This is a genomic window from Micromonospora sp. NPDC005163 (assembly GCF_053599835.1).
In genome coordinates this window covers 16,618-31,166 of sequence record NZ_JBSFYP010000015.1, presented here as the reverse complement: position 1 = coordinate 31,166, position 14,549 = coordinate 16,618, and the positions used below count along the sequence as shown (strand labels likewise).

The window sequence follows — 14,549 nt, the reverse complement described above, 5'->3', positions numbered from 1 at the left end:
ACCTCGCTGTGACGTCGGATCGGGGCGGGTTGTCGGCTGCACCGCGCCCTTTGCACTGCTTCAACGGACGCAACGGCGACTTTCCGGTATCCGGACGACCGCTGTTGCCTCCAGGTAAGCAGAGCAAAGGGCTCGGCTGCCAGTGCCGCCGGGTCGCCGGGACGGCGGCACTGGCAAGCCCGGCCACACTGGCAGCCCGGCGGCCGGGTGGATCAGCGCATGCGGGAGACGATGCCGGTGTCGTAGGCGCCGGAGAGGAACTCCTCGTTCTCCAGGAGCTCGGCGAAGAAGGGCAGGTTGTTCTTCGGGCCCTCGATCTGGAAGGCGGCGACCGCCGTCCGGGCCCGCTCGATCACCTCGTCGCGGGTGGCGCCACTGATGATCAGCTTGGCCATCAAGCTGTCGTAGAACGGCGTGACGGTGTTGCCCTCGGTGTAGCCGGAATCCACCCGGACCCCGTCGCCGGTCGGTTCCACCCAGGTCCTGACCACGCCCGGGCCGGGCAGGAAGCGCTTCGGGTCCTCGGCGTTGATCCGCATCTCGATGGCGTGCCCGCTCGGTGCCAGCGCGTCCGGATCGAAGGTCGGCGCCAGCCCGGACGCCACCCGCAGCTGCTCCTCGACCAGGTCGACGCCGTAGACGTACTCGGTCACCGGGTGCTCCACCTGGAGCCGCGTGTTCATCTCCAGAAAGAAGAACTCGTTCGTAGATGGATCGAGCAAGCACTCCACCGTGCCCGCGTTGCGATAGTTCACCGCCTCACCGGCGCGTACCGCGGCGGCCAGGAAACGCTCGCGCATCTCCGGCGAGACCGCCGGGGACGGCGACTCCTCGACCAGCTTCTGGTTACGCCGCTGCACCGAGCACTCCCGCTCGCCCAGGGCCACCACCCGGCCGTCGGCCAGGCCGAGGATCTGCACCTCGACATGGCGCACCCGGGGGAAGTAACGCTCGATCAGCACCGAGCCGTCGCCGAACATCCGCTCGGCGAACGCGCGCACCTTGTCGTACTCGGTGCGCAGCGCGGCCTCGTCGACGGCCACGCCCATGCCCATGCCACCGCCGCCGGCGGCGGCCTTGACCATCACCGGGTAACCGATCCCGGCGGCGGCCGTCACCGCCGTGTCCAGGTCGGCGGCCGGGTCGGTGGTGCCGGGCGCGACCGGAACGCCGGCCGCCGCCATCAGGTTCCGGGCGTTGATCTTGTCGCCCATCGCGGTGATCGCGTCCGCGCCGGGGCCGACCCAGATCAGGCCGCTCGACTCGACGGTACGGGCGAACTCGGCGTTCTCCGACAGGAAGCCGTACCCGGGGTGGATGGCCTGCGCTCCGGTCGACTTCGCGGCGGCGAGGATCGCCTCGGTGTTGCGGTAGCTCTGCGCCGGGTTCGGCGGGCCGATGAGGACCGCCTCGTCCGCCTCGGCGACGAACGGCAGATGGGCGTCGGCCTCCGAGTACACCGCGATCGCGCGGATGCCGAGCCGCTTGGCGGTACGGATGATCCGGCGGGCGATCTCGCCCCGATTGGCGACCAGCAGTGACTCGATCATGTTTCCTCCCGGCGTCCGGATGTTGGGACGGTTGTCAGGAAACCATGCCCGGTACGCCGGTGACGAGTCGGCTCAGGCGAGCAGCGCGGCCAGGGCGGCGTCGCGCAGCAGCTCGGCGCGGCGTCGGCGGTCCACCTCGCCACCGAGGAACGGAGTCGAGTTCATCAGGCCGAACGCGGCGTGCGCCAGCACCCGCGCCTCGCCGTCGGGCATGCCCGGGTGCAGCGCGGTGAGCACCGTCACCCACTCCTCGACGTAGAGCCGTTGCAGCCGGCGGATCCGCCGCCGCGGCTCGTCCGGCAGGCGGTCCAGCTCGTGCAGGTGCAGCGCGATCACCGCCGGGTTGGCCAGCGCGAACTCGACGTGGAAGTCGATCAGCGACTCCAGTACGCCGCGCGGGTCGTCCGGATGCCCGGCGGAGCGTTCCCGCCCGCCGGCCAGCAGCCCCTCACTGACCGGGATCAGCGCGGCGGCGAGCATCGCCTCCTTGCCGGCGAAGTGGTGGTAGAGCGCCGGACCCGTGACCCCGGCGGCCGCGCCGATGTCGTCCATCGACACCCCGTGGTAGCCCCGGGCGGCGAACAGACCGACCGCGATCTCCAGGATCTCGTCCTTGCGGGACCGGCGCCGGCCCGCACCCGCCGCGCCCCGTGCCCGCTGCTCCACCGTCACGGGGCAAGCGTAGACCGCGGGCCGCGCGCGATGGTTACCGGTCAGTTGCGCACGCCGCACCGTCGGTCGGGTCAGTCGTCCGGGTCGAGGTCGTGCTCCTCCCGCAGCGCCGCGGCCTCCTCCGGCCGGTCCAGCAGGTCCAGCGCGCGGGCCAGCAGCCAGGCGGTCTGGCGCACCGGCCGCGAGTCCGCCGGAAGGCCACCGAGCACCCGGCGCAGCAGCGGCTCCGCCTCGGCCGGACGGTCCAGGCGCAGCAGCAGCTCACCGATGAGGATCTCCACCTGCGCGGCCTCGCCGAACGCCTCGATCGACCGCAACCGGTCAGGCACCCCGAGCAGCCGGCCCAGCGCCTCGTCCGGCCGATCCTCCCCGGTCAGCACCCGCGCTCCGGCCTCGGCGGCCATCGCCAGCTCGTACGTCACCGGCGGCGACTGCTCCGGCTGCCCGGCCAGCGTCGCCGCCAAGCCGTCCACCAGCTCGATGGCGCGTACCGCCGACGGCCGGTCATCGGACCAGAACCAGGCGTACGCCTCCCGCCGGCGGGCCCGCAGCTCGTCGAGCGGCAGGTCGGCGAGCCGGTACGCCGTGGCGGCAGCCGCGAACCGCTCGGCGGCCACCGCGTCCCGGTCGGCGTCGTAGAGGATCCCGCCGGCCTCCTCCAGCACCTGCGCGCGGTGCGGGAGGTTGTCCGGGCCGTCCAGGTTGTCGGCCAACCGCTCCAGCAGTGCCAGCGCCGGGTCGATCTCGCCGAGCCCGGCGTAGACACCGGCCAGCAGGTGCCGACAGCGGTCCGCCTCCGCCTGGGCGCCGAGCCGGTCCAGACCGAGGACGGCCTCCTCGGCGACCTCGGCCGCCTCACCGAGCCGACCCACGATCCGGTACGCGTTCGCCAGCTCCCAGCGCAGGAAGGCGTCCCCCTCGGCGCCCCGCTCCACGCAGAGCGTCACCGCCTCGACGAAGTCGTCCACCGCGTCGGGGGCCCGCCCGGCGGAGAGCAGCGCCCGGGCCCGGGCGACCCGGACCGGCAGCTCCGCAGCCGCCGGCGTCACGGCCAGCGCCTCGTCGCAGGCGGCCACGGCGTCGGCCGGATCGTCCACCGTCCTGACGTACGTCAGGCAGGCCGCCGTGATCAGCTCGCCGACGCCCAGCTCACGGCCGATCCGGCGGGCCTCGTCGGCGGCCGCGCGGGCCTCGTCGACGCGGTCCGACTGCTCCAGCAGGTGTGCCCGGTGCAGCGCGATCCGGGCCGCCAGATGCCGGTCGCCGCCCGCGTCGGCGGGCACCCGGTCGAGCGCGGCGAGCGCCTCCGCCCAGCGTTCCCGGTGCAGCAGCGCCAGCGCCACCCGATCGTGCCCGGCGGCGCGCTGTCGCGCGTCGCCGAGCCGGTCCAACACCTCGGCCGCGGCTCGGACCAGCGCCAGCCCCTCCTCGGCGTCGTCGTCGGAGCGGGTCAGCAGCACGCCGAGCCGCCCGGCCACCACCTGGGCGGGCACCTCCTCGGCCGCCTCCCGGTACCGGCTCAGCGCCGCCCGGTTCATCTCGATCGCGCCCGCGATGTCGTCCTCGTCGCCGCGCTCGGCCGCCCGCAGCGCCAGCCGGTGCGCGGCCGTACGCGGTGCGAGGTCGTCGGTGCCGAACCGGTCGTCGCAGGCGGCCAGCGCCGCCCGGAACGTGGCCCGGTCGTGCCGGCCCCAGCTCTCCTCGGCGAGGGTCAGGAGCTCGTCCGGGCCGGCGTCGGCGGGCAGGGCCACGGTGGTCTCGTCGCCGGCCCGCGCCCGGTCGGAGGTGGCCGGTGACGCACCCCGGTCCCGGTGGATGCCCGGCTCGTCCCCGGACGGGCGGGCCGGGCGGCGGCGGACGCTGGCGGAGAGCGGCAGGTGCGCACCGCTCGCTCGCACGGCGAGCCGACTGGCTATCCACTCCGACTGGTGTGCGGTGCCGTTGCGGGCGTCGAAGCGGGCGGCCAGCGCGGTCGCGGTCTCCGCCAGCTCGTCGGCGAGCGTCAACGCGGGCACCTCGCCGGCCGGCCGACCATCGGCGGCACGGCGGTACACGGTGGGTGCGCCGATCCGGCCGGCCTGGCGCAGCGCGGCGGCGGCGGTCGCCGCGAAGTGCATCGCGGCGGCCGGCGACGGCGGCCGGTCCAGCCAGTCCAGGTGCCGTTCGACCAGCTCCACCGCCCGCGCCTCGTTGCCGGTCAGCGTGCAGAACTCGATGTGGTCGCCGATGTCCCACAGGTCGGCGAGGTTGCCGCGCAGCCGGCGGTACGCCTCCCGGTGCGCGTCCCGCGCCGACTCACCCCGCCCGGTGCGCAGATACGGCAGGAGCAGCGCGGTGAGGATCGCCTGCGGCTGCTCGTTGCAGGTGAGCCGACCGGCGAGCACCGGCTCGGCCAGCGCCACCGCCTCGGCGTCCCGCCCGGTGTCGGCGAGGTAGCCCACCTGGCTCGTCGGGTCACAGCCGGCGCAGTCGGAGAGTTCGTCGCGCGGGGTGGTCTGCCAGAGCCGGTACCAGTGCGCGGCCGCCTCCGCGTCACCGACGTGGTCGGCGACCCGGAACCGGTGCTTGTGGACGGTCTGCAGGCTGTGCCCGCCGGCCCGGTAGCGCCGTTCCATGTCGTCCAGCACCGCGTACGTCCGGTCCAGCGGCACGTCCGGGAACTTCAGCAGGCCGGACACCATGTACTTGAAGTGCCACAGCAGTTGGTGCAGGTGGCGCTGGTGGTAGGGCTGCGGATCCCGGTCGAACTCGGACAGGCACCAGGAGAAGGTCACGAAGGACTTCGCCGACTCGCCGCCGTAGACGTACCCGGTGGTGGCCTGCATCCGGGTCACGAAGGCGAGGTGGCGGTCGTCCGCGGCGTCCACCCGGCGCAGCAACTGCTCCAGCGCGGCGATCTGCCCCGCCCCGTACGGCATGTCGGCGATGCCGCGCAGCACCCGCCACAGGTCCTCGTCGGCCATGGTCACTCCCGTCCTGGCACGGCCCGGCCGAGCAGGCCGAGGAAGGAATCGTTCAGCAGCGCGGCGTCGGCCGCGCGGATCGGATGGTGGCCGAGCAGCAGCGCCTGCCCGTACAGCGCCTCGACGGCGAGCCCGACCAGCTCCGGGTCGGCCAGCATGGTGACCCGGCGGACCAGCGGGTTGCGGTGGTTGAGCACCAGCTGCGGGCGGTCCGGCGGAGCGGTGGCGGCGAGCGCGTCGAGCACTCCGCCCCACAGCTCGTCGGCCCGGTCCCGGCTGGCCGCGAGCTGGTCGTTGAACGCCGCCGACCGGCTGACCAGGTAGAGCGCGGGCAGCGAGACCGGGTCGTACGCCCGGATGACCACCTCGCAGCCGGAGCGCTCGACGGCCCGCTGCGCCGCGGTGAGGAACGGCCGCAGGGCCAGCTCCACCTGCGGGTCGAGACCGTCGAAGCGGGTGGTGAGGTCGCTCGGCTCCAGCCGCTCGATCAGCACCGAGCGGTCCACCGTCGGCAGCCGCTCGATCAGCTCGGTGTCGTAGGTGTAGCCGGCGTTGACCACCGCCAGGTCCTGTGCGGCGGCCACCGCGGCGAGCTGGCGGAACTCGTCGAGGCTCGCCGCGTAGCGGAGCACCCCGTAGCGCTCCCGGAACTCGGCGAGGGTGAGCGTGCCGACGTTGGTGTCCATCGGCCACCACCGGTCGACCAGTCGGAGCATCTCGTCGTCGTGCAGCGCCAACGCCTTCACGCCGAGGTGGTGCACCTGAAGGAACTCGGCGAGCCGGTGCGGGTCGTGCCGCGCCAGCCGGACCAGCCAGCCGCGTACCTGGTCGCCGAGCGCCTCCCGGGTGGCGGTCAGCAGGGTGTCCTCGTAGAGGGCCTCCCGGCTGGCGGTCGGGCGCAACTCGGTCGCGTCCACCACGCAGTGCGCGAAGAACGCCCAGTCGGGCAGGAGCCCGTCGGCGTGCTCGGTGAGCAGCATCCGCTTGAGGTAGACCCGGTGCCCGGCCCGGGCCGCCGGGTTCACCGGGGTGGGCAGGATGAAGGCGACACCGGTCAGCCCGGCCTCCGGCACGCTCAGTGGCACCACGTCGAACGGGTCGACGCCGAGCATCTCCCGGGCGTACGAAATGAGCGCCGCCCGGTCGACCGGCGCTCCCGCCGTGGTCGGCCAGGGTGGCTCACCGGTGGTGGTGACCACGTCGCCGACGCGGACGGTGACCGGCAGCAGGGAACCGAAGAGCCGGGCCAGGTCGGTGACGGTCGGGGTGCTGAACCACTGGTCGGCGTCGCGGCGGGGCACCAGCGTGACCGTCGTGCCCGGCTCGGGGCGGGCGGCCTCCGGCGGCGCCACGGTCACCGAGTAGCGGCCGTCGGCGTACCCGGTCCAGCGGACCGTGGGGTGGTCCCCGTGCCGGGTGAGCACCCGGATCTCGTCGGCCACCAGGAAGCAGGAGAGCAGGCCGATGCCGAACTGGCCGAGGAACTCGTGCCGGGAGAAGCCGAGCTCGTCGCGCTTGGAGCTGCGGCCGATGGTGGCCAGCAGCTCGTGCACCTGCGCCTCGGTGAGGCCGATGCCGGTGTCGTGCACCCGAAGCGTGCCGTCGCCGGTGCTGTCCGGCGGCTCGATGCGGACCAGCGCGGAAGCGTCCGGCTCGCTGGCACGCCGGGCGGTGATCGTGTCCACCGCGTTCTGCAGCAGCTCACGGACGTAGACCCGCGGGCTGCCGTAGAGGTGATGACTGAGCAGGTCGACCACGCCACGCAGGTCGACCTGGAAGGTGTGGTCCACGCCTGAGTTCTCCCCGGTCCGATGCCGGCGCCCACCGTACCGATGATCACCGACACGTGCGTCCCCCTTTCGCCCGGCGGTTTGACCCTCGACCCGGTCGAACCCGCACGGTCACCGCCATGACCTCCTCCGTTCTGGGCCGGGATTTCCGGCTGCTCTGGTCCGCCGCCGTCTCCTCGCGGTTGGGGGACGCGCTGCGTACGCCGGCCTTGGCGCTGCTGGCCGCGACGATGACCCACGATCCCCGGGTCATCGCGGCGGTCACCGTGGTCGCTCAGCTACCGCCGTTGCTCTTCGGCCTGCTCGGCGGTGTGTACGCGGACCGTTGGGACCGCCGGCGGACGATGGCCCTGGTGGACGGGGCCCGCGCCGTCGTGGTGGCGGCGCTGGCCGTGGCGGTTGCCTTCGACCGGGCCGGCGTCCTGGCGCTGCTGGTGGCCGCGTTCCTCCTCGCCGCGTTGGGCACCCTGTTCGACGCCGCCTCGTTCGCGCTGCTTCCCGCGCTGGTGCCGCCGGCCGCGCTGCCCCGGGCGAACGGCCGACTCCAGGCGGGCACGGCGGTGGCCGGCGGCTTCCTCGGCGCACCCGCCGCCGGCGTTCTCTTCGCCGCCGCCCCCGCTCTCCCGTTCACCGTCGACGCCGTCACCTTCGCGGTGGCCGCCCTGCTCGTCCTGGCCCTCACCCCGATACCCGCTCCGCACGCCGTGGCCGGAGTTCGGCGGGGGTCGGTCTGGGGCGAGATCGTCGAGGGGATGCGGTGGCTGCGTGGGCACCGGACACTGTGGCGGGTCACCCTGCTGGCCGCCGCGAGCAACCTGGCGATCAGCGGGCTGCTCGCGGTGCTGGTGCTCTACGCGCTGGACGTGTTGCGGGTGCCGCCGGCCGGGTACGGCCTGTTCGCCGCGGGGGCGATCGTCGGCGGCGTGGCCGGGGCGCTCGGGTCGGGTCGGCTCGCCGCCCGGCTCGGCACGGTGACCGCGCTGCGCGTGGTGCTCGCCGTGCAGACCGTCGCGTTGGCCGGGTTCGCGCTGGCCCGGCATCCGGTGCCGGGCGGGATCGCGCTGGCCGTCTTCGCCGCCGGCACCGTGGTGTGGAACAGCCTGTGCGCGTCGTACGGGCAGCGGCACGTGCCGAGCGGACTGCTCGGTCGGGTGGGTGCCGCCCAGCGGATGGTCGGGCTGCTCACCGCACCGGTGGGCGCGGCGGTGGCCGGGCTGGTCGCCGCGGCGTACGGAACCGTGCCGGTGGCGGGTGCGGCGGCCGGGACGTTCGCACTGGTCACTCTGGCGGCGTGGCGGACACTGCGGGACTAGCCCGGCGTTCGTTCCCGGTGGGACAGCCCGGACAGGCGCAGCGCGATCTGGCGCCGGGCCGGCGGTAGGGCACCGAGCAGCCGGAGCAGCACGTCGCGTACCGGCCGGCGGGCCGGGGAGAGGGTGGCCAGCCTGGTCAGCCCGGCGGCGAAGCTGAGCACGTCCTCGGCCATCGGGCGCTGCCGGGCGGTGTAGTCGTCCAGCAGCGTCTCCGGACCGCCGCCGAGCACATCGGCCAGCGCGGTGCCGAGCGCCACCGCATCGCAGATGCCGAGGTTCATGCCCTGCCCGCCGGCGGGACTGTGCACGTGCCCCGCGTCGCCGGCCAGCAGCACCGGTCCGGACCGGAACGTGTCGGCGATCCGGTGGTGCACCCGGAACCGGGATCCCCAGAGCACTTCGGTGACCCGTTCGGGTTGCCGCGTCGGGCCGCGCTCGTCGAGCAGCGCCTGGAGGTACGCCGGGTCGGGCTCGGCCGGCGCGGTCGGCGCGGCGGCGACCAGCCGCACCACCCCGTCCGGGAGCGGCGCCCAGATCAGCGGCCCGGACCGGGCGAGGAAGAGCGCCGCCTCGTCGCGGGGCAGGGCGCTGTCCACCCGCACGTCGGCCAGCACGAAGGACTCCTCGCCGCTGGGGCCGGTGAAGCCGATGCCGGCCAGGCGCCGGACCGTGCTGTGCAGGCCGTCCGCGCCGACCACGAACCGGGCGCGCACCTCGACCCCGTCGACCTGTGCGAGCGCCCCGTCAGCGGTCCGGCTCAGACCGGACATCTGGCACGGCCGCCGGACCTGGACGCCGAGGTCGGCCAGGCGCTCGGTGAGCACGGCCTCGGTGACCGCCTGGGAGACCATCAGCGCGTAGGGGAAGCGGGACGGCAGCTGGTGGAACGGGACCGACAGCAGCACCCGGTCCCGGTCGCGGACGGTGAAGCGCGGCGCCCGCACCCCCTGGGCGACCAGCGGCGCCGCGGCGCCGATCCGGTCCAGCTCCTCCAGGGTGTACGCGTGCACGACGGCCGCGCGGGAGGTCACCGGCGGGCTGGCGAGTTGGTCCACCACGGTCACCTCGAATCCGCGGCGGGCCAGTGTCAGTGCGGCGGCGAGGCCGGTTGGCCCGGCTCCCACCACCAGAACGTCGGTATGCGTGGGCAGCATGGCCACCTCCCGGACGACCGTTGCCAACAGCTGTTGGCAAACACTTGTTGGCAACGCTAGAGCGCCGCTCATTGTGTGTCAACAGCCGTTGGCATACGGTCGTTGACATGACAGCGCCCGCCCACTCCGCCCAGCCCCGCCGCTCGGACGTCACCCGGGCCGCGATCCTGCGCGCCGCTCGCGAGCGATTCGCCGCGGACGGGTACGAGCGCGCCACGATCCGGGCCATCGCCGCCGACGCCCGGATCGACCCGTCGATGGTGATGCGCTACTACGGCAGCAAGGAGGGCCTCTTCGCGGCGGCGGCCGAGTTCGACCTACGGCTGCCCGACCTGACCGACGTGCCGCCCGAGCAGTTCGGCGCGGTGCTGGTGCGGCACTTCCTCGCCCGGTGGGAGGGCGACGAGACGCTGGCGGCACTGCTCCGGGCCGCCAGCACCAATCCGGGCGCGGCGGAACGAATCCGCGGCATCTTCGCCGATCAGCTCACCGCGGCCGTGGCGACCTTCGGCACCGACCCGGCAACCACCGCGCGGCGTGCCAGCCTGGTGGCCAGTCAGATCCTCGGCCTCGCCTTCACCCGCTACATCGTCCGCCTGCCGCCGATGGTGGAGCTGGATCCGGAGGAGCTGGTTTCCTGGGTCGCACCAACCCTCCAGCGCTATCTGACCGGGCAGCCGGAGAGCTGACCCAACCTTTTCCCCCTCCCCGTGCGTCTGCCAGGTGACGGCCGAACGCGACGGCCGGGAGGTGGGCGAATGGGACCGGCGGCAAGTGACGGACGTGACGGCTACCTCGCCTTCGTGGAGAGCCACCAGCACCGCCTGCTGCGCGCGGCCTACCTGATCTGCGGCAACCGGCACCAGGCCGAGGACCTCCTCCAGGAGGCGCTGCTCAAGCTGGCGCTGCGCTGGACCTCGGTCCGCGACGGCGATCCCGCCGCGTACGTGCGGGCCATCCTCTACCGGGACACGGTGTCGTGGTGGCGTCGCCGGCGGCGGGAACGGCTCAGCGCCGACCCGCCGGAGCAGGTGGCCCCCGACCGCGACGGCGCGCTGCGGCTCACCCTGCACGACGCGCTCGGCCTGCTGCCGCCCCGGCAGCGGGCCGTTCTGGTGCTGCGCTACTACGAGGACCTGACCGAGGTCGCCACGGCCGAGGCGCTCGGCGTGACCGTCGGCACCGTGAAGAGCCAGTGCCACGCGGCGCTGCGGCGGCTCCGCGAGGTGGCCCCGGAACTCGCCCGGGACTCCCGACCGGCCCAGGAGCCGGCGACTCGCGGCGACCTGGCCAGCGGCCTGGAGGTGAACCCGTGAACGAGCAGGACCTGCGTCGGCTGCTGACCGTCAGCGTCGAGGACGTCCGACCCAGCCACCCAGCGGCGGCCGGCTGGGAGCGGGCCCGACGTACCCGGCGTACCCGATGGGCGGTCGGCGCGGTCGCCCTGGCCGTGGCACTGATCGGCGGCGGCACGGTGGCCGCCCTGCGACCGCCCGCGGATCCGCCGCCGGACCATTCGGTGGCCCCGACCGTGGAGCCCAGCCATGCCCCGCCGGTGGTGCGGGCCCCCGCCGAGCTGACCTTCCCGCCCGACCCGTTGGCCCGGCTCAGCGGCCCGGCGACCGTGCGGCTGTCGGAGCGACCGGTCCAGCGGGCGCTGGCACTGTTCCAGCCTCTGGACGAGGAGAATCACGCGGACGGTCCCGTCCGGATCCTCGGCGACGACGGCGTCGTGCGCAGTCTCGACGTTGTTTCGCTGGCGCCCACCCGGGACGAGGGCGGCAACGAGGCGCCCGCCGTGAAGCCGGGAGTGCTGTCGCCGGACGGCCGATGGGCCGCTTTCGCACAGACCAGCGAGCTGGTCATGGTCGACCTCACCAGAGCGGGCGTGCGCCGGGTCCCGCTCGACGGTTACCTGGAGCTGGTGGTCTGGGCGAACGACCGGGTGCTGGTCGGCGGCGACAACCGGACGTACGCGGTGGACCGGGAGACCGACGCGGCGAGCACCATCGATGTGTCGGCCTGGGACGTCGTGGCACCCGACCCGGCGGCAGGCCGCGAGGCGGCGCTAGTCGAGGTGGGTGGCGAGCGGGGCGGCCTGATGCTGCGCAGCCGGACCGCCCGCGAGGGCACCATCCGCTCCGAAGAGCGGATCACCGGCGACGCGCTGCCCGCGCCGTACCAGGTCAACGAGTTCTATGGCCGGGGTTGGCTGCACGGCGAGCGGCTGGCCCGGGCAGCGTGGATCACCAGCGGCGAGATCGACGGCGCCGAGGGAGTGGCCGTGCTGGACGCCCGCACCGGCGCTGTTTCCCACGTCCTCGACCTGGGCCGGGACCGCGCCAAGGGCTGTTGCGAGGTGCTGGGCTGGGACAAGGAGGGTGCGGTGCTCCTCCGTCTGGAACCGGCCGGCCTGGCACGATGGCACCCGGAGACCGGCGAGGTCAGCGGTATCGTCCGCGACCTGCCCGGTGTGGTGGCACTGGCTGGCTGAGCACCGTCCCCGCGAGACGACAACGGCCGCGCGGGGACGGTTGGGCCGCTCAGGCGGCGAGGCCGCCCGGCTGGTCGCCCTTCACGACGGGAGCCCGGACCAGGTTGCCCCACTCGGTCCAGGAGCCGTCGTAGTTACGCACCTGCGGGTATCCCAGCAGGTGCCGCAGCACGAACCAGGTGTGGCTCGACCGCTCACCGATCCGGCAGTACGCGATCACGTCGTCGTCCGGGCTGAGGCCGAGCTGGTCGGCGTAGATCGCGCGCAGTTCGTCCGACGACTTGAACGTGCCGTCCTCGTTGGCGGCGGACTTCCACGGCTTGTTCACCGCACCCGGGATGTGCCCGCCACGCAGCGCACCCTCCTGCGGGTAGTCCGGCATGTGCAGCATCTCGCCGGTGTACTCGCCCGGGGACCGGACGTCGACCAGCGGCCGACCCGCGGCGATGTGCGCCATCACCTGCTCGCGGAACGCCCGGAGCGGCGTGTCGTCCCGCAGCGGCACCGGGTAGTCGGCGCGCGGACGGGACGGCTTGTCGCGGGTCACCTCGCGCCCCTCGGCGATCCACTTCTGCCGGCCGCCGTCGAGCAGCCGCACGTCGGCGTGCCCAAAGAGCGAGAAGACCCAGAGGGCGTACGCGGCCCACCAGTTGAAGTTGTCGCCGTAGAAGACCACCGTGTCGCCTCGGCCGATGCCCTTGGCGGCGCACATCTCGGCGAAGCCCTTCGCGTCGAGATAGTCCCGGGTCACCTGGTCGTTCAGCTCCGTGTGCCAGTCGACCTTGACGGCACCGGGGATGTGACCGGACTCGTAGAGCAGCACGTCCTCGTCGGACTCGACCACGACGAGGCCCTCGTCGCCCAGGTGCTCGGCCAGCCAGTCGGTGGTGACCAGCCGCTGCGGGTCCGCGTACGACTGGAGGCGGGGATCAGGATCGTTCGGCACAGACATGATCCCCAAGGTACGCCGCAACCCTGCCCCTCGACCGGCCATCGGGTGCGACGCCGCGCACGTGACTGAAGGGTCAGGCGCGGCGGTGGGCGATCCGACCGGCGACCACGGTCACCAGGCAGGCACCGTCGGCGTCGAGGACCGCCAGGTCGGCGCGCCCGCCCTTGTGCAATCTCGGTGGTACGGCCGCCAGCAGCACCAGCAGGTCACCCCGGTCGACTGCGGCCCGCAGCGCCGGGTCCGCAAGGTGCTCCGCCAGCACCGCCGTCACCCCGCTCCGCAGCAGCGCGTGCACCCGCTCGCGCGGGGTGGGCGCCACCGGCAGCGGGCCGTCGTGCAGCAGACCCGGCCCCAACGTGCCGGGCCAGCGGCGGACCCGCACCCCGGCGTACGCCCCGCTCAGCTCGGCCAGCGGACCGACGGCCTCGATCCGGTCGCCGCTCACCACCACGGCGTGATCCGCCGCCGGCTCGCCATCCGGAGTGAGCCGCAGCAGCGGCGCGGTGTGCAGGGTGCGCACGCTCAGTCGACGATCGGCCCGAGCAGCGGACGCTTCGCGGTGACCGTGTCGCCGGACGACCGGCCGGTCAGCCGGCGCTTGATCCACGGGGCCAGATGCTGCCCGGCCCAGCGCAGGTCGGCCGCGCGGGCGGCGAGCCACGGAGAGGGCGCGGGGTGCGGGGGCACCATCAGCCACTCCTCGTCGCAGCCGACGCCGAGCGCGGTGAGCACCTGTCCGGCGACCCGTCGGTGCCCGGCCTCGCTCAGATGCAGCCGGTCGGTGCTCCAGAGCATCGGGTTGAGGAAGGTGTCGTCGGCGTACAGGTCGACCATGATGGCGCCGTGCCGCTCCGCGGTCTCGCCGACCGCCTGGTTGAGCAGCTCCACCCGGGGAGCGACGAGACGCTGGCCGGGCAGCCGGGCCATCACGTCGGCGAACCGGAAGAGCAGCACGTCCGCGCCGCCCGAACGCAACTGCCGCACCACCTCGTCGAAGCGGGCGACCAGCGTGTCCGGATCGAAGGTGCGGCGCAGCACGTCGTTGCCGCCAGCCGCGAAGCTGATCAGGTCGGGCTTCATGGCCACCGCGGCGGGCACCTGCTCGGCGACCACGCTGGGGAAGAGCCGACCGCGGATGGCCAGATTGGCGTACCGGAAGTCGGGACCCGCCTCGGCGGCGAGCCGGGTCGCCACCATGTCGGCCCAGCCTCGGTAGGTGCCGTCCGGGTACGCGTCGTCCATACCCTCGGTGAAGCTGTCCCCGACCGCGACAAAACTGCGCCAGCGCACCCGCGCTCCCCTCACGCCATTCGTTGCCTGCGGCGACCAGTCTGTCACCGGAGACCCGGCCGCTGGTGCCCCCGCAGGGATGACGTGGCGGAGGTCATCAGTCGCGCTCGGGGTGGCCCGGCCCGCGTCGTCGGTGTGCGGGACAGCGAGGACCCGGCCGGTGCGGTGCTCACCTTCGACCCGCAGTCCTGGCGAGCCTTCGTCACCGCTGCCAAACGGCGCTGACCTCGCCGCACCGGGGCTGATCCACTCGGGATCCCGGAAACCGGGGCATCCCCACGAACGGGATACCCCGACATCATGAAAACCGAGTCGATCACGCGGAACATCAGCGTCGAAATGGATCGCTCATCCCGCCGCACCGGTCGTAG

At 73.8% G+C, this 14,549-nt stretch carries 13 protein-coding genes; 5 read left to right on the top strand and 8 right to left on the bottom strand.

Features of this window, described 5'->3' with window-relative positions:
* Window positions 1-212: 212 nt before the first annotated feature.
* The 4 genes from ACWD6N_RS13045 to ACWD6N_RS13030 all read right to left on the bottom strand — a co-directional run bounded on the left by ACWD6N_RS13045 (window position 213) and on the right by ACWD6N_RS13030 (window position 6,975).
* Complete coding sequence (locus ACWD6N_RS13045; protein ID WP_450004769.1) at window positions 213-1,550, bottom strand: acetyl-CoA carboxylase biotin carboxylase subunit; 1,338 nt, start codon at window positions 1,548-1,550, stop codon at window positions 213-215.
* A 72-nt stretch (window positions 1,551-1,622) separates the two neighbouring features.
* A complete protein-coding gene (locus ACWD6N_RS13040) occupies window positions 1,623-2,222 on the bottom strand; it encodes a TetR/AcrR family transcriptional regulator (protein WP_387324819.1) in 600 nt (199 codons plus the stop codon).
* Between the two features lie 71 nt (window positions 2,223-2,293).
* Window positions 2,294-5,185 (bottom strand): hypothetical protein, encoded by a 2,892-nt coding sequence (locus ACWD6N_RS13035; RefSeq protein WP_450004768.1) that lies wholly within the window; start codon window positions 5,183-5,185, stop codon window positions 2,294-2,296.
* 2 nt (window positions 5,186-5,187) lie between these two features.
* Entirely contained in the window at window positions 5,188-6,975 is a 1,788-nt protein-coding gene (locus ACWD6N_RS13030; protein WP_450004767.1) for an HSP90 family protein, read from the bottom strand.
* Window positions 6,976-7,094: 119 nt separating this feature from the next.
* Here ACWD6N_RS13030 and ACWD6N_RS13025 point away from each other — a divergent pair, with 119 nt between their 5' ends.
* Window positions 7,095-8,288, top strand: coding sequence for an MFS transporter (locus ACWD6N_RS13025; RefSeq protein ID WP_387324825.1), 1,194 nt, complete (start codon window positions 7,095-7,097; stop codon window positions 8,286-8,288).
* Here the strand turns inward: ACWD6N_RS13025 and ACWD6N_RS13020 are convergent.
* The gene (locus tag ACWD6N_RS13020) at window positions 8,285-9,442 is read right to left on the bottom strand and encodes an FAD-dependent oxidoreductase (RefSeq protein WP_450004766.1); all 1,158 of its coding nucleotides are present in this window, start codon (window positions 9,440-9,442) and stop codon (window positions 8,285-8,287) included. The two genes, ACWD6N_RS13025 and ACWD6N_RS13020, sit on opposite strands and share 4 nt — an antisense overlap.
* Window positions 9,443-9,549: 107 nt before the next feature.
* On the opposite strand from ACWD6N_RS13020, the gene ACWD6N_RS13015 reads away from it, so the two are divergent.
* From ACWD6N_RS13015 to ACWD6N_RS13005, 3 genes are all read left to right on the top strand, one after another.
* Entirely contained in the window at window positions 9,550-10,131 is a 582-nt protein-coding gene (locus ACWD6N_RS13015; protein ID WP_354966383.1) for a TetR/AcrR family transcriptional regulator, read from the top strand.
* Between the two features lie 69 nt (window positions 10,132-10,200).
* Window positions 10,201-10,758, top strand: a complete 558-nt coding sequence (locus tag ACWD6N_RS13010) for a SigE family RNA polymerase sigma factor (RefSeq protein ID WP_450004765.1) — start codon at window positions 10,201-10,203, stop codon at window positions 10,756-10,758.
* Window positions 10,755-11,936: a hypothetical protein gene (locus tag ACWD6N_RS13005; RefSeq protein ID WP_450004764.1), complete on the top strand. Its 1,182-nt coding sequence runs from the start codon at window positions 10,755-10,757 to the stop codon at window positions 11,934-11,936. The genes ACWD6N_RS13010 and ACWD6N_RS13005 overlap by 4 nt, the downstream gene beginning before the upstream one ends.
* Window positions 11,937-11,985: 49 nt before the next feature.
* Here ACWD6N_RS13005 and ACWD6N_RS13000 read toward each other — a convergent pair whose 3' ends face one another.
* The 3 genes from ACWD6N_RS13000 to ACWD6N_RS12990 all read right to left on the bottom strand — a co-directional run bounded on the left by ACWD6N_RS13000 (window position 11,986) and on the right by ACWD6N_RS12990 (window position 14,178).
* Window positions 11,986-12,888: a sulfurtransferase gene (locus ACWD6N_RS13000; protein ID WP_354966380.1), complete on the bottom strand. Its 903-nt coding sequence runs from the start codon at window positions 12,886-12,888 to the stop codon at window positions 11,986-11,988.
* A gap of 73 nt (window positions 12,889-12,961) precedes the next feature.
* Entirely contained in the window at window positions 12,962-13,408 is a 447-nt protein-coding gene (locus tag ACWD6N_RS12995) for an imidazolonepropionase-like domain-containing protein (protein ID WP_354966379.1), read from the bottom strand.
* Between the two features lie 2 nt (window positions 13,409-13,410).
* Window positions 13,411-14,178 carry an SGNH/GDSL hydrolase family protein gene (locus ACWD6N_RS12990; RefSeq protein WP_354966378.1) on the bottom strand — a complete coding sequence of 256 codons (768 nt, stop codon included), beginning with the start codon at window positions 14,176-14,178 and terminating at the stop codon, window positions 13,411-13,413.
* Window positions 14,179-14,262: 84 nt separating this feature from the next.
* Between ACWD6N_RS12990 and ACWD6N_RS12985 the strand changes: the two genes are divergently transcribed.
* A complete protein-coding gene (locus ACWD6N_RS12985) occupies window positions 14,263-14,403 on the top strand; it encodes a DUF397 domain-containing protein (protein WP_354966377.1) in 141 nt (46 codons plus the stop codon).
* Window positions 14,404-14,549: the final 146 nt, after the last annotated feature.